Annotated in this window: 20 protein-coding genes, 1 tRNA gene and 1 pseudogene; 11 read left to right on the top strand and 11 right to left on the bottom strand. The window is 66.9% G+C overall.

Annotated elements, in window-relative coordinates:
• Positions 1 to 241: 241 nt before the first annotated feature.
• From INQ48_11105 to INQ48_11075, 7 genes and pseudogenes are all read left to right on the top strand, one after another.
• Complete coding sequence (locus tag INQ48_11105; protein QRF59728.1) at positions 242 to 2,650, top strand: catecholate siderophore receptor Fiu; 2,409 nt, start codon at positions 242 to 244, stop codon at positions 2,648 to 2,650.
• A 101-nt stretch (positions 2,651 to 2,751) separates the two neighbouring features.
• A complete protein-coding gene (locus INQ48_11100; protein QRF59727.1) occupies positions 2,752 to 3,432 on the top strand; it encodes a Fe2+-dependent dioxygenase in 681 nt (226 codons plus the stop codon).
• Positions 3,433 to 3,562: 130 nt separating this feature from the next.
• Complete coding sequence (locus INQ48_11095; protein ID QRF59726.1) at positions 3,563 to 3,835, top strand: (2Fe-2S)-binding protein; 273 nt, start codon at positions 3,563 to 3,565, stop codon at positions 3,833 to 3,835.
• Between the two features lie 114 nt (positions 3,836 to 3,949).
• Positions 3,950 to 4,653 (top strand): annotated as a pseudogene (locus INQ48_11090) (TonB family protein).
• A gap of 11 nt (positions 4,654 to 4,664) precedes the next feature.
• Complete coding sequence (locus INQ48_11085; GenBank protein ID QRF59725.1) at positions 4,665 to 5,378, top strand: MotA/TolQ/ExbB proton channel family protein; 714 nt, start codon at positions 4,665 to 4,667, stop codon at positions 5,376 to 5,378.
• 5 nt (positions 5,379 to 5,383) lie between these two features.
• Entirely contained in the window at positions 5,384 to 5,797 is a 414-nt protein-coding gene (locus INQ48_11080) for a biopolymer transporter ExbD (protein ID QRF59724.1), read from the top strand.
• Between the two features lie 95 nt (positions 5,798 to 5,892).
• Positions 5,893 to 6,105, top strand: coding sequence for a hemin uptake protein HemP (locus tag INQ48_11075; protein ID QRF59723.1), 213 nt, complete (start codon positions 5,893 to 5,895; stop codon positions 6,103 to 6,105).
• Positions 6,106 to 6,305: 200 nt separating this feature from the next.
• Here the strand turns inward: INQ48_11075 and INQ48_11070 are convergent, their stop codons facing one another.
• Positions 6,306 to 6,713 carry a heme-binding protein gene (locus INQ48_11070; protein ID QRF59722.1) on the bottom strand — a complete coding sequence of 136 codons (408 nt, stop codon included), beginning with the start codon at positions 6,711 to 6,713 and terminating at the stop codon, positions 6,306 to 6,308.
• 185 nt (positions 6,714 to 6,898) lie between these two features.
• Here INQ48_11070 and INQ48_11065 point away from each other — a divergent pair, with 185 nt between their 5' ends.
• Positions 6,899 to 7,600, top strand: a complete 702-nt coding sequence (locus INQ48_11065) for a Bax inhibitor-1/YccA family protein (protein QRF59721.1) — start codon at positions 6,899 to 6,901, stop codon at positions 7,598 to 7,600.
• A gap of 93 nt (positions 7,601 to 7,693) precedes the next feature.
• Here INQ48_11065 and rlmD read toward each other — a convergent pair whose 3' ends face one another.
• From rlmD to surE, 5 genes are read right to left on the bottom strand one after another with little or no spacing between them, the layout of a single operon-like run.
• The gene (gene rlmD, locus INQ48_11060) at positions 7,694 to 9,142 is read right to left on the bottom strand and encodes a 23S rRNA (uracil(1939)-C(5))-methyltransferase RlmD (GenBank protein ID QRF59720.1); all 1,449 of its coding nucleotides are present in this window, start codon (positions 9,140 to 9,142) and stop codon (positions 7,694 to 7,696) included.
• 51 nt (positions 9,143 to 9,193) lie between these two features.
• Entirely contained in the window at positions 9,194 to 10,207 is a 1,014-nt protein-coding gene (locus INQ48_11055) for a sigma-70 family RNA polymerase sigma factor (GenBank protein QRF59719.1), read from the bottom strand.
• Between the two features lie 4 nt (positions 10,208 to 10,211).
• Positions 10,212 to 11,126 carry a peptidoglycan DD-metalloendopeptidase family protein gene (locus INQ48_11050; protein ID QRF59718.1) on the bottom strand — a complete coding sequence of 305 codons (915 nt, stop codon included), beginning with the start codon at positions 11,124 to 11,126 and terminating at the stop codon, positions 10,212 to 10,214.
• Positions 11,127 to 11,137: 11 nt separating this feature from the next.
• The gene (locus INQ48_11045) at positions 11,138 to 11,929 is read right to left on the bottom strand and encodes a protein-L-isoaspartate(D-aspartate) O-methyltransferase (protein QRF59717.1); all 792 of its coding nucleotides are present in this window, start codon (positions 11,927 to 11,929) and stop codon (positions 11,138 to 11,140) included.
• 1 nt (position 11,930) lies between these two features.
• Complete coding sequence (gene surE / locus INQ48_11040; GenBank protein ID QRF59716.1) at positions 11,931 to 12,689, bottom strand: 5'/3'-nucleotidase SurE; 759 nt, start codon at positions 12,687 to 12,689, stop codon at positions 11,931 to 11,933.
• 130 nt (positions 12,690 to 12,819) lie between these two features.
• Between surE and INQ48_11035 the strand changes: the two genes are divergently transcribed.
• Positions 12,820 to 13,806 (top strand): NADPH:quinone oxidoreductase family protein, encoded by a 987-nt coding sequence (locus tag INQ48_11035; protein ID QRF59715.1) that lies wholly within the window; start codon positions 12,820 to 12,822, stop codon positions 13,804 to 13,806.
• Between the two features lie 111 nt (positions 13,807 to 13,917).
• Here the strand turns inward: INQ48_11035 and INQ48_11030 are convergent, their stop codons facing one another.
• The 3 genes from INQ48_11030 to INQ48_11020 all read right to left on the bottom strand — a co-directional run bounded on the left by INQ48_11030 (position 13,918) and on the right by INQ48_11020 (position 15,433).
• A complete protein-coding gene (locus INQ48_11030) occupies positions 13,918 to 14,265 on the bottom strand; it encodes an H-NS histone family protein (protein ID QRF59714.1) in 348 nt (115 codons plus the stop codon).
• A gap of 358 nt (positions 14,266 to 14,623) precedes the next feature.
• A tRNA-His gene (locus INQ48_11025) sits at positions 14,624 to 14,699 on the bottom strand.
• Between the two features lie 77 nt (positions 14,700 to 14,776).
• The gene (locus INQ48_11020; GenBank protein ID QRF59713.1) at positions 14,777 to 15,433 is read right to left on the bottom strand and encodes a YbhB/YbcL family Raf kinase inhibitor-like protein; all 657 of its coding nucleotides are present in this window, start codon (positions 15,431 to 15,433) and stop codon (positions 14,777 to 14,779) included.
• 203 nt (positions 15,434 to 15,636) lie between these two features.
• On the opposite strand from INQ48_11020, the gene INQ48_11015 reads away from it, so the two are divergent.
• Both INQ48_11015 and INQ48_11010 read left to right on the top strand, forming a co-directional pair.
• Positions 15,637 to 15,885 carry a GlsB/YeaQ/YmgE family stress response membrane protein gene (locus INQ48_11015; protein QRF59712.1) on the top strand — a complete coding sequence of 83 codons (249 nt, stop codon included), beginning with the start codon at positions 15,637 to 15,639 and terminating at the stop codon, positions 15,883 to 15,885.
• A 25-nt stretch (positions 15,886 to 15,910) separates the two neighbouring features.
• Positions 15,911 to 16,243 (top strand): hypothetical protein, encoded by a 333-nt coding sequence (locus INQ48_11010; protein ID QRF59711.1) that lies wholly within the window; start codon positions 15,911 to 15,913, stop codon positions 16,241 to 16,243.
• Between the two features lie 15 nt (positions 16,244 to 16,258).
• Here the strand turns inward: INQ48_11010 and INQ48_11005 are convergent, their stop codons facing one another.
• Together INQ48_11005 and INQ48_11000 are read right to left on the bottom strand one after the other, a co-directional pair.
• Positions 16,259 to 16,933: a histidine phosphatase family protein gene (locus INQ48_11005; GenBank protein QRF59710.1), complete on the bottom strand. Its 675-nt coding sequence runs from the start codon at positions 16,931 to 16,933 to the stop codon at positions 16,259 to 16,261.
• Between the two features lie 116 nt (positions 16,934 to 17,049).
• A complete protein-coding gene (locus INQ48_11000) occupies positions 17,050 to 18,969 on the bottom strand; it encodes a SurA N-terminal domain-containing protein (protein QRF59709.1) in 1,920 nt (639 codons plus the stop codon).
• Between the last annotated feature and the right edge of the window lie 13 nt (positions 18,970 to 18,982).

Raw genomic sequence — 18,982 nt, 5'->3', positions numbered from 1 at the left:
CGCCGTCAACAATTCCCCCAGCATGCGAGTTGCTTCAGTGCAACAAAGTATCTACTTTACAAAGCGCCTGCGGGCATAAGTTCTAAGACCCGTATTGATAAACATTATCATTTGATACGGTTTTTACCTTCGCCCTTCCGCAGGTCAACTCACCCAGCCAGCCCCCGGTGCCTCTACGGCACACGCGCAGGGCATCGCCAGTCGAGTTCTCAGGGCCGTTTTTTCATTTTCGAGAACCTTCATGGCCAACTCCTATATCAAGAGCCGGAAGCACGCTGTCGCGCGCGCCGTTCCCCAGGTCTCGGGCGCCGCAGCCGCCACGCTGATCGCCCTCTCCGCCCCCGCCTTCGCCCAGCAGCAGCAGCCTTCGCGCGTGCTGCCCGAGATCCGCGTCGAGGGCTCGGTCGCCTCCGACTTCAAGGCCGACAACTCGGCCAACACCAAGTTCACGGCGCCGCTGGTGAACACGCCGCAGACCGTGCAGGTGATCAAGGAGCAGGTGCTGCGCGACCAGGGCGCCACCACGCTGACCGAAGCACTGCGCAACACCCCCGGCGTGGGCACCTTCTTCCTCGGGGAGAACGGCAACACCAACACGGGCGACGCGGTGTTCATGCGCGGCTTCGACAGCTCGAGCGCGATCTTCGTCGACGGCATCCGCGACCTCGGCTCGATCTCGCGCGACACCTTCAACATCGACCAGGTCGAAGTCGTGAAGGGCCCCTCGGGCACCGACGTGGGCCGCACCTCGCCCACCGGCTACATCAACCTCGTGACCAAGAAGCCCAAGCTCGACGACAGCTTCACGGGCTCGCTGGGTTTCGGCAGCGCCGACTTCAAGCGCGGCAGCATCGACTGGAACAAGTCGTTGAGCGGCGAGAACGGCATCGGCGCGGCCTTCCGCCTGAACGCCGTGGCCGAGGACGCCGGCGTGGCCGGCCGCGATTTCGTGAAGAACAAGCGCTGGTCGATCGCGCCCTCGCTGGCCTTCGGCCTGAACAGCCCGACGCGCGTGTACCTCGATTACGTGCACGTCAAGCAGAACAACGTGCCCGATGGCGGCGTGCCGACGATCGGGCTGCCGGGCTACTCGACGCCTGATGCGACGGCCATCCGCAGCGGCCTCGCCCGCCGCACCTACCTGAACTACGCGCAGCGCGTCGACTCGAGCAACTTCTACGGCACCAGCTCGGACTTCGACCATGTCACCACCGACATGTTCACCGCGCGCGTCGAACACGACCTCACGCCCGACATCACGATCCGCAACACCACCCGCTACGCGAAGACGCAGCAGGACTACATGCTGACCGCGTTCATGGGCGGCGGCCTCACCGCGTCGACGGCCGGCGTCGGCCAGCTGCCCGCGGTGAACTCCGGCTTCATCAACACGGTGGTGCCGACGAATCCCGCGACCTGGACGATCACGCGCAACCTGCCGACCAACAAGGACCAGGCCAACACGATCTTCACCAACCAGACCAGCGTCTCGGCGAAGTTCAACACCGGCAGCATCAGCCACACCTTCAACGGCGGCCTCGAGTTCATCCGCGAAACGCAGCGCGCGAACAACTACTACGCGGCCGGCTATTCGACCGTCGGCACCACTTTCGCGCCGGCCGGCTCGTGGCCCGCCGCCAACCTGTATGCGCCCGATCGCAACGTGCTCGGCTACAACCGGCTCCCCAACGGCACCGGCTCCGACGGCAGCACCGACACGATCGGCCTGTTCGCCTTCGACACGATCAAGTTCAACGAACAGTGGCAGCTCACCGGCGGCTTGCGCTACGACCACTACTCGACCGACTACGACGCGACCGCGCTGACCCTGGCACGCACCGGCAACAACCCGCAGACCGCGACCATCACGCCGACGCGCCTCAAGCTCTCGGACAGCCTGTGGTCCGGCAAGATCGGCCTGGTCTACAAGCCGACCGAGAACAGCAGCGTCTACGCGGCCTACGGCACTGCGGCCCAGCCCCCGGGCGGCGCCAACTTCCAGCTCGCCGCAGGCGGCAGCGGCAACAGCGCCGCGCGCACCGACTTCCTGCCGCAGAAGGCCAAGACCTACGAACTCGGCACCAAGTGGGACGTGCTCAACAAGCGCCTCGCGCTGACGGCCGCGCTCTACCGCACCGACGTCAGCAACGAAGTGGTGCAGGACTCGATCTCGCAGCAGTACTACCAGACCGGCAAGAAGCGCGTGCAAGGCATCGAGCTCGGCGTGTCGGGCGCGATCACCGACAACTGGGGCGTGACCACCGGCTTCACGACGATGAACACCCGCGTGCTCAGCGGCCCCTCGGTGCTGGCCGACGGCTCGACCTCGCTGGCCTACACGCCGAAGCGCGCCTTCACGCTGTGGACCACCTACCAGCTTCCGTTCGGCCTGACGATCGGTGGCGGCGCGCGCTACAACGGCAAGCTGTACCGCGGCACGGACGGCGCGGTCGGTACGCCGGCCTACGTCGAGTCGTACTGGGTGGTCGACGCCATGGCGTCCTACCGGATCAACAAGAACGTCGACCTGCAACTCAACGTCTACAACCTGTTCGACAAGGACTACGTGGCGGCCATCAACAAGTCGGGCTACCGCTACACGCCGGGCACGCCGCGCTCGTTCAAGGTCACGGCGAACTTCGCGTTCTGATCGTTCGCCACGGCGAGCCGCCGGCCAGGGCCGGTGCGCCGCGGTGCGACACTCGAGCCCCGGCCCGCGCCGGGGCTTTTTTCCTTCCGGAGTTCCCGAAGATGATGCTGCATGTGCCCGAAGTGCTGAGCCCGGACCAGGTGCGCAGGATGCGCGCCACGCTCGATGCCACCCAGTGGGTCGACGGGCGCGAGACCGTCGGCGACCAGGGCGCGCAGGTCAAGCGCAACCGGCAGCTGTCCGAGCATTCGCCGGTCGGGCGCGAGCTCGCCAAGACCGTGCTGGCCGCGCTGGCGCGCAACCCGCTGTTCTTCTCGGCCGCCCTGCCCGCGCGCTTCGTGCCGCCGCTGTTCAACCGCTACGAGGGTGGCGAGCACTACGGCCTGCACGTCGATGGCGCGGTGCGCGCCGTGCCCGGCAGCGAGCAGCCGCTGCGCACCGACCTGTCGTGCACGCTGTTTCTCTGCGACCCCGACGACTACGACGGCGGCGAGCTCGAGGTGGTCGACACCTACGGCTCGCACGAGGTCAAGCTGCCGGCCGGCGACCTGATCCTGTATCCGTCGAGCAGCCTGCACCGCGTGCACCCGGTGACCCGGGGCGCGCGCGTGTGCGCCTTCTTCTGGGCCCAGAGCATGGTGCGCAACGACCAGCAGCGCTCGATGCTGTTCGAACTGGACCAGAACATCCAGAAACTGCGCGCCCGGCTGGGCGAATCCGAGGAAACCGTGGCCCTCACCGGCCACTACCACAACCTGCTTCGGCTCTGGTCGGAGATATAGGCGGTGGCCCCCTCATAGCAAATAGCTGTCACGCCGGCCGCTGGCGAATACGATAGTTATTGCAAATGCGAGGGATTCTTATTTATAATCACTACATCCAATAGCCAGCCAAACTGCCGCTTTCACAGCCATGATCGTTTGCATTTGCCGCCGAGTCTCCGACCGCGAAATCGCACGCCATGTGCGCGCGGGGATGACCTTCGACGAAGTGCAATTCGAACTCGGCGTGGCCACCCAGTGTGGCCAATGTGAAGGATGTGCGCGCGATATCGTCGCGCAGTGCAGCGCTTCGCACCCGGTCGCGGCCCTGCACTGCGAATCGGAACCGAAGTCGATCCAGCTTGCCAACTCCATCAAGGAAAGCAAAGCATGGAACTCGTCTCTGCACTCGGCGGCAGCCTGATCCTGGTGGCGGGCTCCGTCTGGTGGATCCTTCGTAAATAGAAGTAGACGTCGTCGTAGCGGTTTTGCTGCAATCGGGGCACGTGACCACGTGCTCGCACTCGAATGGTTGATCGTGTCTGACCGCTTTGCCCCCCCTCCTACCTTTCTCGGCCTCTCGCGCAATGCTGCCATTGCCGGCGGCGTGATCGTCTTCCACGCCGCCGCGCTCTGGGCGCTGCAGAGCGGCCTGCTCCGCCGGGCCGCCGAAGTGGTGATCCCGGTCGAGATCATGAGCCAGTTCATCGAGCCGCCGAAGCCCACGCCTCCGCCGCCGCCCCCTCCTCCACCGCCGCCCCAGCCGCGCGTGAAGGCACCGCCGCCGCCGCGTCCGCAGGCCATCCGCGAACCCAAGCCCACGCCGGCGCCGCAAGCGCCGGTGGGCGATCCGGAACCGCCGCCGCCCGCACCGACGACGCCGCCCTCGCCGCCGCCCGCGCCTCCCGCGCCGCCGGCCCTCCGCCGGCGCCGCCCGCACCGCCCAAGGTGGTCGAGGTGACGGCCGCGCAGGCGCAGTGGCTGCGCCAGCCGGCGCCCGTCTATCCGCAGCTGAGCTCGCGGCTCGGCGAATCGGGCACGGTGACCATCGCCGTGTACTTCAACCGCAACGGCGTCGTGCGCCGCGCCGAAATCCTCAAGTCCAGCGGCTTCGACCGCCTCGACCGCGCCGCCCGCGATGCGGTGCTGAAGTCGTCCGTGACCGTGAGCAACTATCCGAACGCGAGCGACGAGACCCTCTTCATGCTGCCCGCGCCCATCGTTTTCAACCAACCTAAGTAACTGAGACCCCTATGGATTCCCAATTTGGCTTGATGAATGTCTGGCACCAAGGCGACTTCGTCACCAAGGCCGTCGCGGTGCTGCTGATCGCCATGTCGCTCGCGTCGTGGATCGTGATCATCGTCAAGGCGCTCGACGTCATCCGCTACAAGCGTCTCGCCAAGCAGTCGCAGGACTTCTGGCACAGCGAGGACTTCGCCACCGCGCTCAACAAGCTCGGCAAGGACGACAGCAACCCCTTCCGCGCCCTGGCGCTCGAGGGCCGCGAAGCCGCCGCCCACCACCGCAACACCAAGGCGCACCTGCATGACGCGCTCGACGTCAGCGACTGGATCACGCGTTCGCTGCGCAACGGCATCGACGCCTTCACCGCGCGCCTGCAGACCGGCCTGGCCGTGCTGGCCTCGGTCGGCTCGACCGCGCCCTTCATCGGCCTGTTCGGTACCGTCTGGGGCATCTACCACGCGCTGATGAGCATCGGCTCGGCCGGCCAGGCCACGATCGACAAGGTCGCGGGTCCGATCGGCGAAGCGCTGATCATGACGGCCCTGGGCCTCGCGGTCGCCATCCCCGCCGTGCTCGGCTACAACGCCCTGGTGCGCGGCAACAAGTTCGTGCTGACCAAGCTCAATGCCTTCGCGCACGACCTGCACGCCTACTTCGTGACCGGTGCCCGCGTCCAGAGCGGCGCCGAATCGATCGTGGTTCCGCTCAAGAAGGGCTGAGCATCATGGCTTTCGGAACCCAAGACGAACCCGATGAGGTGATGAACGAGATCAACATGACGCCGCTGGTCGACGTCATGCTGGTGCTCCTGATCATCTTCATCATCACCGTGCCGGTGATGAAGCACGCGGTGAACATCGACCTGCCGCGCGCCACCAGCGAGCCCGAGCAGCCGAAGCCCGAGAACATCCTGTTCAGCGTGACGGCCGAGGGCGACTACTACTGGAACGATCAGAAGATTTCCGACAGCGAGTTGCCCACCCGCCTTGCCGCCGAGGCCGCCAAGGAGCCGCAGCCCGAACTGCACATCCGCGGCGACAAGGCGGTGCGCTACGAGCGCGTGGCCAAGGCGATGTCGGAGGCGCGCGAAGCCGGCGTGCGCAAGATCGGATTCATCACCGAACCCGACGCGAAATAACTGCCGCGCGGGTCACAAAATTTTTCATCGCGGCGATTGACTTCTTGATGAGAATTATTATCATTCAGTCATCGCTTCGATAAGAGGAACCCGAGATGCCAGCCACCACCAACGCCTTTGCTGTTCTGAGCCACCCTTCGCTCGATCAATCGGGCGGCGGTCACGCCACCATCCAGGCCCAACGACCGGTTCCGATGGTCGAAAGCACCGAGCTGCTCAAGGGCAGCAAGACCGTCGGCATCATGCACAACGGTTCGCTGTACCGCCTGCAGGCCACCAAACTGGGCAAGCTGATCCTGACCAAGTAGGTCCCGGTCAGCCCGCCCCTCGCGCAAGTTTCATCGTGGGGCGACTCCAGGAGATTCATTTCTCCGAAGGGTCGTTTTTTGCTAGCCAACGGTTCGCCGACTAGCCAAGCTTTTTTTCACGCTGAACGTCCAATCAAAAACGCCGACTCTCGAGTCGGCGTTTTCGTTCGTGCAGGGCGCCCATGCGCCCATGCCGGATCTCAGAGACCCAGTGCAGCGATGCCGGCCTTGGCGACCTGCGCGTCTTCGTTCGACTTCACGCCGCTCACGCCCACGGCGCCGATCACGTGGCCGTCCTTCACGATCGGCACGCCGCCTTCGAGCAGGCCGTGCACCAGCGGTGCCGTCAGGAACGCGGTGCGGCCGCCGTTGATGATGTCCTCGTAGACCTTGCTCTCGCGACGACCCATGGCGGCCGTGTGGGCCTTGGCCGGGGCGATGTGCGAGGACAGCGCGGCCGCGCCGTCGAGGCGCTGCAGCCACAGCAGGTTGCCCGCGTCGTCGGCGATGGCGATGGTCACAGCCCAGTTGTTCTTGAGTGCCTCGGCTTCGGCGGCGGCGGCGATCAGCTTGACATCGGCGAGTTCAAGGAATGATTTGGTTTGCATGATGGTGATCAAGGTCTTGTTGCGTCGAACCCCCGAGCATACCGGTCCGCTGAAGCGAAGCGCCTCCCCCTGTCGGACGGCGCGCCGTCTAAGGAACACCCCCCATACGGTCTTTGGGGGCCCCGGTCTTGCAGACTCCTAGAATCGGCCCAACTGCCAAGGCAGCAACCACAGGAGCTTCGGCCATGAACGACCGCGTTACAACCCTCGACACTTCCAGCGGCTACGGCCAGGTGCTGCCGCAGGCTGACCGCCAACGCGTGCTGCGCAACACCTACTGGCTGCTGGCGCTGAGCCTGCTGCCCACCGTGCTGGGCGCCTGGCTGGGCGTGCAGACCGGCATCACCCGCTCGCTGACCGGCGGGCTCGGTCTCATCGTCTTCCTCGGCGGTGCCTTCGGCTTCATGTTCGCGATCGAGAAGACCAAGAACTCGGCTGCCGGCGTGCCGGTGCTGCTGGCCTTCACCTTCTTCATGGGCCTGATGCTCTCGCGCCTGATCTCGATGGTGCTGGGCTTCAAGAACGGTCCCGATCTGATCATGACGGCCTTCGGCGGCACCGCCGGCGTGTTCTTCGTGATGGCCTCGCTGGCCACCGTGATCAAGCGCGACCTGTCGGGCATGGGCAAGTGGCTGTTCGTCGGCGCGATGGTGTTGATGGTCGGCGCGGTCATCAACGTGTTCGTCGGCTCGACCGCCGGCATGTTCGCGATCTCGGTCGCGGCCATCGGCATCTTCTCGGCCTACATGCTCTATGACCTGAAGCAGATCATGGACGGCGGCGAGACCAACTACATCAGCGCGACGCTCGCCCTGTACCTCGACCTGTTCAACGTGTTCCAGAGCCTGCTGGCGCTGCTGGGCCTCGCGGGCGGCGAACGCGACTGACGCTTGCTCCTCCTTCGATGGCCCCGCGGCCATCGATCGGTGAAAAAGAAAGGGCCCTTCGGGGCCCTTCCTCATTGCGGCGTCGGAACCGCCTCATTCGCGCTCGAACACCGCGATCGATTCCACGTGCGCCGTGTGCGGGAACATGTTGACCACGCCCGCATGCGTGCAGCGATAGCCGGCCTGGTGCACCAGCAAGCCGGCATCGCGCGCGAGCGTCGACGGATTGCAGCTCACGTAGACGATGCGCTTCGGCGGCGTCCATCCGCCCGTGCGCAGCTCGGGCTGCTGGTGCAGGTCGGCCATCGCCTTGGCGAGTGCGAAGGCGCCCTCGCGCGGCGGGTCGACCAGCCACTTGTCGGCCTGTCCGTCGGCGACCAGCATCTCGGGCGTCATCTCGAACAGGTTGCGCGCCACGAACGAAGCCGGCGACAGGGCACGGCGCGCGGCGGTCGCGGGCTGGTTCCTGCGGAAGTTGTCGGTGGCCCGCGCCACCAACGTGTCGCTGCCCTCGATACCCAGCACCTCGCGCGCGCGGCTCGCCAGCGGCAGCGTGAAGTTGCCGAGGCCGCAGAACCAGTCGATCACGCGTTCGTCGGACTGCACGTCGAGCAGGCGCAGCGCCTTGCCCACGAGCGCGCGATTGATGTGCGGATTGACCTGCGTGAAATCGGTGGGCCGGAACGGCATCGTCACGCCGAACTCGGGCAGCCCGTAGGCCAGCGGCGTGCCGCCCTCCTCCAGCAGCCGCACCGTGTCGGGCCCCTTGGGCTGCAGCCACCATTGCACTTGCTCGTTCTTCGCGGCGAAGGCCTTGAGGCGTCCGATGTCCGCATCCGACAGCGGCTCGAGGTGCCGCAGCACCAGCGCGATGGTGCCGAGCGCCTGGGTGCCGGGCGCGTCGCCGCAGGCCAGTTCGATCTGCGGGCAGGTGTCGCGCGCATCGAGCGAGGCGATCAGCGCGCGCAGCGGCATCAGCATCTGGCTGACCTGCTTCGGCAGCACGGGACAGACCTGCATGTCGGCCAGGTAGCGGCTCTTGCGCTCGTGGAAGCCGATCAGCACCGTGCCCTTCTTGACCACGTGGCGCACCGACAGGCGCGCGCGGTAGCGGTAGTGCCAGGCCGGGCCTTCGAGCGGACGCAGCAGGTTCTCGGGGCGGACCTTGCCGAGGTGCCAGAGGTTGTCCTCGAGCGCGCGCTGCTTCACCGCCACCTGCGCCGCGGCATCGAGGTGCTGCATCTTGCAGCCGCCGCAGGCGCCCGTGTGCAGGCCGAAGTGCGGGCAGCCGGGCCGCACGCGCTGCGAGGACTCGCGCCGGATCTGCGTGACCGTGCCCTGCTCCCAGTTGTTCTTGCGGCGATGCACGTTGAGCTGCACCTCTTCGAAGGGCAGCGCGCCCTCGATGAACACGACCATGCCGTCGGCCTTGTGCGCCACGCCCTGCGCATCGAGGTCCAGCGATTCCACGTGGAGCCATTCGCCGCCTGCGTTCGTGGGTGTGTCCGTGGGGGATTTATCTTTCTTGATGGATTCCGTCATCCCCCGATTGTCTCAGCGTGGGAAGAGTCCCTCGCGCGGCGCCCGGCAAGGCTAGAACAAGGCGTCCCGCCCCACGCCCGAGCGCGCGAGCTGGCGCCGCATCTTGGCGAGCGCCTCGTTCTGGATCTGGCGCACGCGCTCACGCGTCAGGCACAGCCGCACACTGAGCACCTCGAGCGTCTCGGGCTCGCGGTCGTGCAGTCCGTAGCGGCCTTCGAGCACCTCGCGCTCGCGCGCATCGAGCGCGGCCACCCAGCCGTCAAGCAGGCGTTCGACCTCGTGCGCCTGCGTCGCGCCCGTGGGGTCGCTCTCCTCGTTGTCGGCCGCGACCGAATCGGACAGCGCGTAGCTCTCCTCGCCACGCGACTCGCCCGCATCGAGCGAACGCGGGGTCTCGGCCAGCGCCAGCAGGTCGGCCACCGACTGCACGTCCGAGCCCAGCAGCGCCGCCACGTCTTCCACGCGCACCCCGTCGGGCCGCCGCGCCAGGAACTCGGGATCGCTCTCGAGCGTGCGGCGCGCGCGCAGCACCTGCTGCAGCTCGCGCACGATGTGCACCGGCAGGCGGATCGTGCGGGACTGGGTCATCAGCGCGCGCTCGACCGACTGGCGTATCCACCAGGTCGCATAGGTCGAGAAGCGGAAGCCGCGCTCGGGCTCGAACTTGGTGATCGCGTGCATCAGGCCGAGGTTGCCCTCCTCGATGAGATCGGAAAACGGCACGCCGCGGTGGAGGTAGGCCTTCGCGATGTTGACCACGAGCCGCAGGTTGTGCTCGATCATCGACTGGCGTGCCGCGAAATCGCCGGCGCGCGCGGCGCAGGCGGTCGCGTATTCCTGCTCGGGGGTGAAAAGCTCGGTGCGCCGGATGCGGCGCAGGTAGACGGTGAGCGCGTCGGCCGTGTCGTCACCGGTACGCGCGAGCGCTTCGGCGCTCGGCTCGGGCGCGATCAAGTCATCGGGGGATGAGGCGGGCGGCGACGTTTCGCCACCGATCGCCGGTTCGGCCTCGTTGCCCACCGCCCGGCGCACGGGCAGCGTGCGACGGGGGCGGGAACCGGCCATGGCATCACCGATTCGGGAGGTAGCGCGCCGGATCGACCGGCTTGCCCTGGCGACGGATCTCGAAGTGCAGCTTCACGCGATCGGCATCGCTGTTGCCCATCTCGGCGATCTTCTGACCCTTTTGCACCGACTGGTCTTCCTTCACGAGCAGCGTCTGGTTGTGCGCGTAGGCCGTGAGGTAGGTGTTGTTGTGCTTCAGGATGATCAGGTTGCCGTAGCCGCGCAGGCCCGCGCCCGCATAGACCACGCGGCCGTCGGCGGCGGCCAGCACCGGGTCGCCGGCCTTGCCGCTGATGTCGAAGCCCTTGTTCTTCGCATCGTCGAAGCCCGCGATCAGCGAGCCATGGGCGGGCCAGATCCAGCCGATGTCCTCATCGCCACCCGATGCAGCCGGGCTCGAAGGCGAGGCCGTGACCGGCGGCTTGGTGCCCGCAGCGGCGGCGCCGCTCGCTGCCACGCCCGGCACGACCGCGGGCTGCGGCGTCACCGGCTTGGTGACGACGCCGTTCTCGTTGGGGGCCGACGGCACGGCCGCCACGGTGGAGCCCGGGCCCGAAGGCGGGATCACGCGCAGCACCTGCCCCACCTCGATCAGGTCGGGGTTGTCGATGTTGTTCCAGCGAACGAGGTTCTGCCAGGTCTGGCCGGTCTCGTTGGCGATGCGGCGGATGGTGTCGCCGGGACGCACGGCGTAGTAGCCCGGCTTGCCGAAGTTCTCGATGCCGGCCAGCGGCTTGCCCGAGGCGTCGGTCGTGATGGTGGGACCGCCCGGGACGGGCGCCGCCGCGCCGGGGGCGCGGGTCATCGTGCCGCGGTCTTCGACCGGTGCCGGGCCGCGCGGCGTGGAACACCCCGCGATCACGAGCACGACGGCCAACGTGACGCCAGCGTACCAACTCCGATTGCCAAAACCCTGCATTTGTTATTCCTTCAAGCAACGCCCGATTTTAGGGGGACAAAGTGAACCGCCTCAAGAATGAGGCGCTCGAGACCGCGGGCCGTCTTGTCGATCACGACGAGGGCCTGGCCGCCCTTCGCCGAGTGCGTCGGCGCGACGATCCGCCCCCCCACCGCGAGCTGTTCGATCCAGGCCTCGGGCACCGCCTCGCCACCGGCGGCGGCGATGATGCCCGCATAGGGCGCGCCCTTGGCATAGCCGACCATGCCGTCGCCGAACATCAGGTGAACCGTGGCCAGCCGGAAGTGCCGCAGATTGGTCCGTGCCCGCTCGTGCAGGCCGCGCAACCGTTCGATGCTGTAGACCTCCGTGGCCACGTGGTTCAACACCGCGGCCTGGTAGCCGCAACCGGTGCCGATCTCGAGCACGCGCCCCAGACGGTCCTGCGGCTTGCCGGTCAGAGCCGGGGCCGCAAGCAAAAGTTCGATCATGCGCGCCACGACGCTGGGTTTGGAGATGGTCTGGCCCAGTCCGATCGGCAGGCTGGTGTCTTCATAGGCCTGGTTGACCAGCGCGCTGTCGACGAAGCGATGCCGCTCGACCGCGCCCATGGCGCGCAGCACGCGCGCATCCGAAATCCCCTGCGCGGCCAGCTTCTGCACCATGCGCGCACGCACCGCGTCGGAGGCCATCGAGGGCGTCGAGTGGACTGGCGGCTTCGGTGGCACCGCGGGCTGCCGTCCGCGCAGCGCTGACGAAGCCGGCGTCGAAGCCGAGACGGTGGGCGCGAGGCGAGCCGGAAATCCAGGCCGTTGGGTCGCCATGTCAGTCGGCGAGCCGGACCACCGCGTCGCGCCACTGGCCCAGGTTGGCGTGGTCGGTCAGGTCGATCTGCAACGGCGTGAGCGCCACGTGGCCCTCGGCCGTGGCATGGAAGTCGGTGCCCTCGCCGCTGTCCTTGGCGCTGCCCGCGCCGGCGATCCAGTACATCGTGTCGCCACGCGGGCTTTCCTGCGTGATGACCTTCTCGGCCGCGTGGCGGCGGCCCAGGCGGCACACCTTCACCGGCTTGAGCTCGTCGAACGGCCGGTTCGGCACGTTGACGTTCAAAAGAAAGGCGCCGCCCTCGAGCATGCGCTCGCGCTCGATGCGCTGCACCAGCCGGCGCGCCACCTGGGCGGCCGCATCGACATGGGCCCAGCCCTTCTCGATCTGCGAGAACGCGATCGCGGGAATGCCGAACAGGTAGGCCTCCATGGCCGCGCCGACGGTGCCCGAATAGATGGTGTCGTCGCCCATGTTGGCGCCGTTGTTGATGCCCGAGACCACGAGGTCGGGCCGGTAGCCGAGCAGCCCCTTGAGCGCGATGTGCACGCAGTCGGCGGGCGTGCCGGTCACGTAGCGGAAGCCGTTGTGCGCGGTGTGGACGTAGAGCGGCGCCGCGAGCGTCAGCGCGTTCGACTTGGCGCTGTTGTTGTGCTCGGGGGCCACCACCTCGACCTCGGCCAGGTCCTTGAGCGCGTCGTGCAGTGCGACGATGCCGGGCGCCTGGAAGCCATCGTCGTTGGAAATGAGTATCTTCATGATGCGGTGCGGTGCAACGGATTGTAGGCGTCGGGTGCGTCGCAGCAGGGACAAGGACACGCAAGGGCGACGCCTATCATCGCGCGCTTCATTGCCTCAACATTACTACCCGTTTCGAAGGAGACCGAGCATGCACGCATGGCTTTGCGAGAACCCCGTCGGCGTCGACGCGCTCACCTGGAAAGAGCTGCCCACGCCGACACCCGGCCCGGGCCAGGTGCTGATCGAGATCCGGGCCGCGAGCCTGAATTTCCCCGACCTGCTGATCGTGCAGAACAAGTACCAGATGAAGCCCCCGCTGCCCTTCGTGCCGGGCTCGGAGTACGCGGGGATCGTGCAGGCCGTGGGCGAAGGCGTCACGCACCTCAAGGTCGGCCAGAACGTCGCCTGCCTCTCGGGCACCGGCGGCTTCGCCACCCACACGCTGGCACCCGCGGCGCTGTGCATGCCGCTGCCCGAGGGCTTCGGCCACGTCGACGCGGCCGCCTTCATCATGATCTACGCGACCTCGTGGCATGCGCTGATGGACCGCGCGCAGCTCAAGGCCGGCGAAACCGTGCTGGTGCTCGGCGCGGCGGGCGGCGTGGGCACGGCGGCCATCCAGATCGCCAAGGCGGCCGGCGCCAACGTGATCGCGGCCGCTTCCACCGACGAGAAATGCGAGCTGTGCCGTTCGATCGGCGCCGACGCGACGATCAACTACACCACGCATGCGCTGCCGAATGGTTTCAGGGATGCCATCAAGGCCGCGACCGACGGCAAAGGCCCCGACGTCATATACGACCCGGTCGGCGGCGATTTCGCGGAGCCGGCATTTCGCTCGATCGGATGGCGCGGCCGCTATTTGGTCGTGGGTTTTGCGTCGGGCCCGATTCCCTCGCTGCCATTGAACCTCACGCTGTTGAAAGGCGCCTCGCTGGTCGGCGTGTTCTGGGGGGATTTCGCCAGGCGCGAACCCAAGGCCAACGCGCAGATGATGGCCGAATTGGCGCAATGGTATGGGCAGGGAAAGATCAAGCCGGTGATCGACAGCACGATGCCGATGGCCGAATTGAAAGCCGCCTACGCGCACATGGGTTCGCGCGGCGTCAAGGGAAAGCTCGTGATGGTGAACTGATCGCCACAACGCGGGGCAGCAGGAGATTGGACCCCATGCCCGCAATAAAAAAGCCCGCATGCGCGGGCTTTTTTATTGCGGAGTCGGCTGGCGCGGGTTCGCGCACCACGCTCACTTGATCTCGAAATCCGTCAGCGACTTGCCGGCGGCCAGCGCCTCGGTCACCCAGCGCGGCTTGCGGCCACGGCCGCCGGACCAGGTTTCGCCGGTCGGGCTGCGGTACTTGGCGGCGGCCTTGGGCGCCGGCGTGCTGGCGGCGCGCTTGGCGGTCACGGCGCGGCCGGCCGAGAGCTTCAGATCCGACGCGGTCAAACCGTAGTCGGCGATCTTCCTGCGAATGTCCTCGATCACGCCGGCACGTTCCTGGTTGCGCAGCTCTTCGGCCTGCTTGCGCAATTGCGCGATCTGTTCGTCGTGCTTCTGGATCTGGGAATTGATATCTGCGAGCGTCGAGGCCATTGGCTGACTCCTGTAAATGAAAACGCCCGCAGTTTAATTCAGTTTGCAATTGATTTTGAGCAAGCCCGCGCAGAAAAATCCGGGGCGCTTGGCGTTTTACAACAGCCCAAGGGTAAAACGCCCCGTTCTTGGGCATGATCGGCGCCTGATCGGGGGTTTGAAAGACTGCCCGCCACGCGGAGGCCAGAAAATTGAACGTCTTGATACCGTTTCGGACGGCTCGCGCTTAATGAAGGGCCAGAAAGAAATGCATTCGCCCGCCCTTCGCGCATGGGCGAGGTGTACGGAAAACGCTTTAGGCAAGCCCAAAAGAAAAACGGCCCTGGATCGCTCCAGGGCCGTTTCTTGGGAATTCATATGGGGTGGCTGATGGGACTCGAACCCACGACGACCAGAATCACAATCTGGGACTCTACCAGCTGAGCTACAGCCACCGTAATAGAGTCCACGATTATAGCCATAAAAGACGCTCGCCCGACCCCGGTTCGAAAGAATGATGCGCGCGGACCACTCAGCCCGCCGCCAGCGGGCCCGATGGCGCCACCTGCGGCGCTTCCTCATGCGCGGCGTCCTTCTGGCGGATCGAGCCATCCGAGCGCTCGAAGGTGCCGATCAGCAGCCCGCTGGCGATCGCATGCGCCTTCAGTTCGTCGACCACCTCGTCCCGTCCGGGCGCGACCGAGAACTCGTGCGCGCGGTCGAGCGCGAACAGCTGGAAGGCGTAGCGGTGCACGCCGTGCCCCGGTGGCGGATCGGGTGGCAGCCAGGCCGCCTGCAATCCGGAGTTGCGTCCGGCATGCACCGTGTCCTGGCCTTCGTTGCCCTGGCTCGGCAGCGCCGCCTCGACCAGGCGGGTGTCGCCGGGCGGCAGGCTGACGACGATGGCATGCACCAGCGGATTGGGCGTCGGCGAATCCGCATCCTCCACCACCAGCAGCAGCGAAGCCGCGCCTTGCGGCACGCCCTCCCATTGCAGCGGCGGCGACAACCCTTCGCCATCGGCCGTGTAGCGCGGCGGGATGGGCGCATGGTCGGCAAAGGCCACGCTGGTCAGCGAGATGGTGGCCATGCCTTCGCGCAGGCCGAGCGTGTTGAAAACGATCTTGTCCAGGCCGGCGCGCACACCGTGCAGGGCCTGGCCGATGACTTCGGGCAACTTTTCGAGCATGCCGAAGGTATAGCGTCCCGTTCTCGACCACCCTGTAGGACGCCACAGCGGGCCGGCCGCAGCCTGCGGCGCCAAATCGCGCAGCCCCGCATCCCGATTCGCCGACATGCGCTTGCGGCGCGCCCGCGCGAAGCATCCGGCCGCTATCATGGCCGCGCCCTGCCATGCGGGCGCCGCTTCATTCACGAACCAAGGGATCACTCATGAGCATCGTCTGGACCATCCTGATCGGCTTCGTCGTAGGTCTGGTGGCACGCGCCGTCAAGCCGGGCAACGACTCCGCCGGATTCATCGTCACCACGCTGATCGGCATCGCGGGCTCGCTGATCGTCACCTACGTGGGCCAGTCGCTCGGCTGGTACACCGCCGGCGAAGGCGCCGGCTTCATCGCGTCGGTACTCGGCGCGATCGTGCTGCTGATCCTCTACGGCCTCATCAAGCGCAAGAGCTGAGCCGTCGCAACATCGGGCGGGGCCGATGCCACGCAAACCCCGCGCGCACCATCATGTCTACGTGGTCGAACTCGACGACCGCGTCTGGAACATCGCCCGCTTTCGCCGGGCCAATCCCGACTACCAGCTCGGCAAACCCTTCGTCTACGTGGGCATGACCGGGCTCGATCCCGACATCCGCTTCGACAAGCACAAGGCCGGCATCCAGGCCAACAGCTTCGTGCAGGACTACGGCCTGCACCTGCTGCCCGCGCTCTACGAGCGCTACAACCCGATGAACTACGAAGACGCGCGCTCGATGGAAGTCGAGCTCGGCATCGCCCTGCGCAAGGCGGGCTACGGCGTCTGGCAGGCCTGAGCGCGAAGGCCTGCTTCAGGAATAGGTGACCCAGTCCTCGTACGCCGGCCCGTCGAGATGCGGCAGCGTGTTGTAGGTCACCAGCATGTGGCGCTTGGGCGTGAAGGCGAACTCGGTCACCGACGAGTTGCGGATGCGCAGGTTGAGCTCGATCGTGGTCTCGGCGCTGGTGCCCAGCACATGGCCCACCGCCGTGCTGATCGGCCCGCCGCTCGACACCACGAGCACCTTGGCCCCGTGGTGCTTGTCGCGCACGTGATCGAGCGCGGTGGTCACGCCCGCGAGAAAGTCCACGTAGCTGGGCATGCCGACCGGCTTCGTGCGCCCCTGCATCCACGCACCCAGTCCTTCGCGCAGCAGACGGAAGTGATGCCGGTACATCTCGGGCGAATCGGGCTTCTCGAGCTTGCCTTCGTGGATGGTGGCGATCACCGCCTCGCTGTCGTACTCGTTGAGGCCGGGCCAGGGCAGCACGTCGTCGCGCGTCAGGCCGAGGCCCTGCGCGATGCCTTCCCAGGTCTGCCGGTGCCGGCGCAGGGTGCCGGTGATCACGGCGTCGAAACGCATGCCGCGCTCGCGCCAGTACTCGCCGAGCCGCACCGACTGCCTGTGGCCCAGTTCGCTCAGGTTGTCGTAGTCGGCCGCGCCGAAGCTGGCCTGGCCATGGCGCACGAGGTAGAGAGTTCCCATGCGCGGATTCTGGCAAGAAGCGACCCTGGCGCTTGTCCCACGCGAGACCGAAAAAGCAACGGGCCGCACCAGGCGGCCCGCGAAGGGGATGAGGGAGCGCCTCGCGGCGCGACCGGTCAGCGTGCGCCGGCGAACGGCAGTCCGTCGGTCGCGGGACGCGGCACCAGGATCTCGGCCTTGTAGCGGTCCTTCAGCAGGTTGTAGTACGCAGCGTCTTCGGCGGCCGCGATCGACTGGCCGACCTGCGCGTTCTCCTGCTTCGCGACCTCCGCCGTCGGCGCGGTGCGAGGCACGGCCTTGGTCACGCGCACCACGGCATAGCCCTGCGTGCCGAGGTCGACGCCGACCAGGGTCGGCAGCTTGCTGGCGTCGGCACGCAGCGCGGCCTCGACCACCACGCCCGGCTGTGCCTTCGCATCGGTGCGCGACACGGTGACGGGCGCCGAGAAATTGGCGCCATCGGCCTTCGTGGTCCAGGCCGCGAGCTTGGCTTCGCCCTCGGTCTTCGCGAGCGCCGCCGCGCGCTCGGTGACGAGCTGCGCGCGGATCTTGTCCTTCACGTCGGCCAGCGGAATCGGATGCGCGGCCGAGTATTGGGTCACGCGGCCCGAGGCGAGCTGGTTGGTGCCGACCTCGATCGCTTCGGTGTTCTGCTTGCGGCTCAACGAATCGGGCGAGAACAGCGCGCTCAGGAAGTTGCGGCTCGCGAGCGGTCCGGTCGCACCGGGCGCGGCCGTGCGGCCGATGTTGGTCGCGGTCTGGATCGTGAGCTTGAGCTTCTCGGCGGCCGGCTTCAGGCTGTCGGGCTGCTGGTACACGGCATCGGTGAAGGTCTCGGCGGCCTTGGCGAATTCCTGCGTGGCCTGCTGGGCGCGGTAGTCGTTCTCGAGGGTGGCGCGCACCTGCTCGAACGGCGGCACCACGGCCGGCTTGATGTCGTCCAGGCGAATGATGTGATAGCCGAACTCGGTCTCGACGACGTTGCTGATCTCGCCCTTCTTCAGCGCGAACATTGCGTCTTCGAAAGGCTTGACCATCGCGCCGCGCGTGACGAAGTCGAGGTCGCCGCCCTTCTCGGCCGAGCCCGGGTCCTGCGAGTTCTTGCGCGCGACATCGGCGAAGGTGTTGGGCGCCTTGCGCACATCGGCCAGCAGTTGCTCGGCCTTGGCCTTCGCCTTGGCGCGATCGGCCGCCGGCGCGCTGGCGGCCGCGGTGATCAGGATGTGGCTCGCGCGGCGTTCTTCCTTGGTGCCGAAGCGCGAGGTGTTCTGCTCGTAGTAGCTCTTGAGCTCGGCCTCGTTGACCGTCACGTTCTTCTTGGCCGCCTCGAGGTCGAGCAGCAGGTACTCGATGCTTGCCTGCTCGGGTGCCTGGAACTGCGCCGTGTGGTCCTTGTAGTAGGTCTCGATGTCGGCATCGCTGACCGTGACCTTCGATGCGAAGCCCTCGGGCGCGAAGCGCGACACCTGGATCTCGCGCTGTTCGTAGAAGGCATTGATGGTGGCGGCGGCCAGCGCGGGCGGCGTGAAGGTGGTGCCCGACACGCCCAGCAGCAGTTGCTGCGTGGCGAGCTCGGCGCGCATCGACGCTTCGTACTGCTCGGGCGTGCGGCCGGTCACGCGCTGGAAGGCGTCGCGGTCGAACTTGCCCTCGGGCGTGCGGAAGGTCGCGAGGCCCGGGTCCTGCGCGAAGATGCGCGAGAGGCGCTCCTCGGACACCGTCATGTTGGCCTTGTTGGCCGCCACCGTCAGCACGCGGTCGCGAACCATCTTCTCGAGCGTGGCGTAGCGCAGCGCATCGGAGTCGAGCACCAGCGGATCGACGTTGGGCGACTGCTGGCGGATGCGGTCGGTTTCCACGCGATGCTGCGCATCCCATTCGGGCCGCGTGATGCTGGTGCCGTCGACATGCGCGACGGCCTCGTCCTTGGAGAAGCCCTGGTAGCGCTCGACGCCGAACAGCACGAACGACGGGATGATCAGCAAGAACAAGACAATCATCATGATCTTGTTGTACTTGCGGAAGAAATCAAACATGCTTGGACACTCT

Origin of the sequence: Variovorax paradoxus (genome assembly GCA_016806145.1) — a bacterium.
Classification (GTDB): Bacteria; Pseudomonadota; Gammaproteobacteria; order Burkholderiales; family Burkholderiaceae_C; genus Variovorax.
The sequence above is the reverse complement of the archived record's forward strand: the minus strand, read 5'-3'. Positions and strand labels throughout refer to the sequence as shown.

What these genes read in the sequence shown, in the direction of transcription:
- INQ48_11035 (QRF59715.1), top strand. Translation starts at nt 12,820, where the DNA reads ATGCACGCATGGCTTTGCGAGAACCCCGTCGGCGTCGACGCGCTCACC.
- INQ48_11015 (QRF59712.1), top strand. Translation starts at nt 15,637, where the DNA reads ATGAGCATCGTCTGGACCATCCTGATCGGCTTCGTCGTAGGTCTGGTG.
- INQ48_11055 (QRF59719.1), bottom strand. Translation starts at nt 10,207, where the DNA reads ATGGCCGGTTCCCGCCCCCGTCGCACGCTGCCCGTGCGCCGGGCGGTG.
- INQ48_11030 (QRF59714.1), bottom strand. Translation starts at nt 14,265, where the DNA reads ATGGCCTCGACGCTCGCAGATATCAATTCCCAGATCCAGAAGCACGAC.
- INQ48_11045 (QRF59717.1), bottom strand. Translation starts at nt 11,929, where the DNA reads ATGGCGACCCAACGGCCTGGATTTCCGGCTCGCCTCGCGCCCACCGTC.
- INQ48_11005 (QRF59710.1), bottom strand. Translation starts at nt 16,933, where the DNA reads ATGGGAACTCTCTACCTCGTGCGCCATGGCCAGGCCAGCTTCGGCGCG.
- surE (QRF59716.1), bottom strand. Translation starts at nt 12,689, where the DNA reads ATGAAGATACTCATTTCCAACGACGATGGCTTCCAGGCGCCCGGCATC.
- INQ48_11105 (QRF59728.1), top strand. Translation starts at nt 242, where the DNA reads ATGGCCAACTCCTATATCAAGAGCCGGAAGCACGCTGTCGCGCGCGCC.
- INQ48_11050 (QRF59718.1), bottom strand. Translation starts at nt 11,126, where the DNA reads ATGCAGGGTTTTGGCAATCGGAGTTGGTACGCTGGCGTCACGTTGGCC.
- INQ48_11080 (QRF59724.1), top strand. Translation starts at nt 5,384, where the DNA reads ATGGCTTTCGGAACCCAAGACGAACCCGATGAGGTGATGAACGAGATC.
- INQ48_11020 (QRF59713.1), bottom strand. Translation starts at nt 15,433, where the DNA reads ATGCTCGAAAAGTTGCCCGAAGTCATCGGCCAGGCCCTGCACGGTGTG.
- rlmD (QRF59720.1), bottom strand. Translation starts at nt 9,142, where the DNA reads ATGACGGAATCCATCAAGAAAGATAAATCCCCCACGGACACACCCACG.
- INQ48_11100 (QRF59727.1), top strand. Translation starts at nt 2,752, where the DNA reads ATGATGCTGCATGTGCCCGAAGTGCTGAGCCCGGACCAGGTGCGCAGG.
- INQ48_11075 (QRF59723.1), top strand. Translation starts at nt 5,893, where the DNA reads ATGCCAGCCACCACCAACGCCTTTGCTGTTCTGAGCCACCCTTCGCTC.
- INQ48_11095 (QRF59726.1), top strand. Translation starts at nt 3,563, where the DNA reads ATGATCGTTTGCATTTGCCGCCGAGTCTCCGACCGCGAAATCGCACGC.
- INQ48_11010 (QRF59711.1), top strand. Translation starts at nt 15,911, where the DNA reads ATGCCACGCAAACCCCGCGCGCACCATCATGTCTACGTGGTCGAACTC.
- INQ48_11085 (QRF59725.1), top strand. Translation starts at nt 4,665, where the DNA reads ATGGATTCCCAATTTGGCTTGATGAATGTCTGGCACCAAGGCGACTTC.
- INQ48_11065 (QRF59721.1), top strand. Translation starts at nt 6,899, where the DNA reads ATGAACGACCGCGTTACAACCCTCGACACTTCCAGCGGCTACGGCCAG.
- INQ48_11070 (QRF59722.1), bottom strand. Translation starts at nt 6,713, where the DNA reads ATGCAAACCAAATCATTCCTTGAACTCGCCGATGTCAAGCTGATCGCC.
- INQ48_11000 (QRF59709.1), bottom strand. Translation starts at nt 18,969, where the DNA reads ATGTTTGATTTCTTCCGCAAGTACAACAAGATCATGATGATTGTCTTG.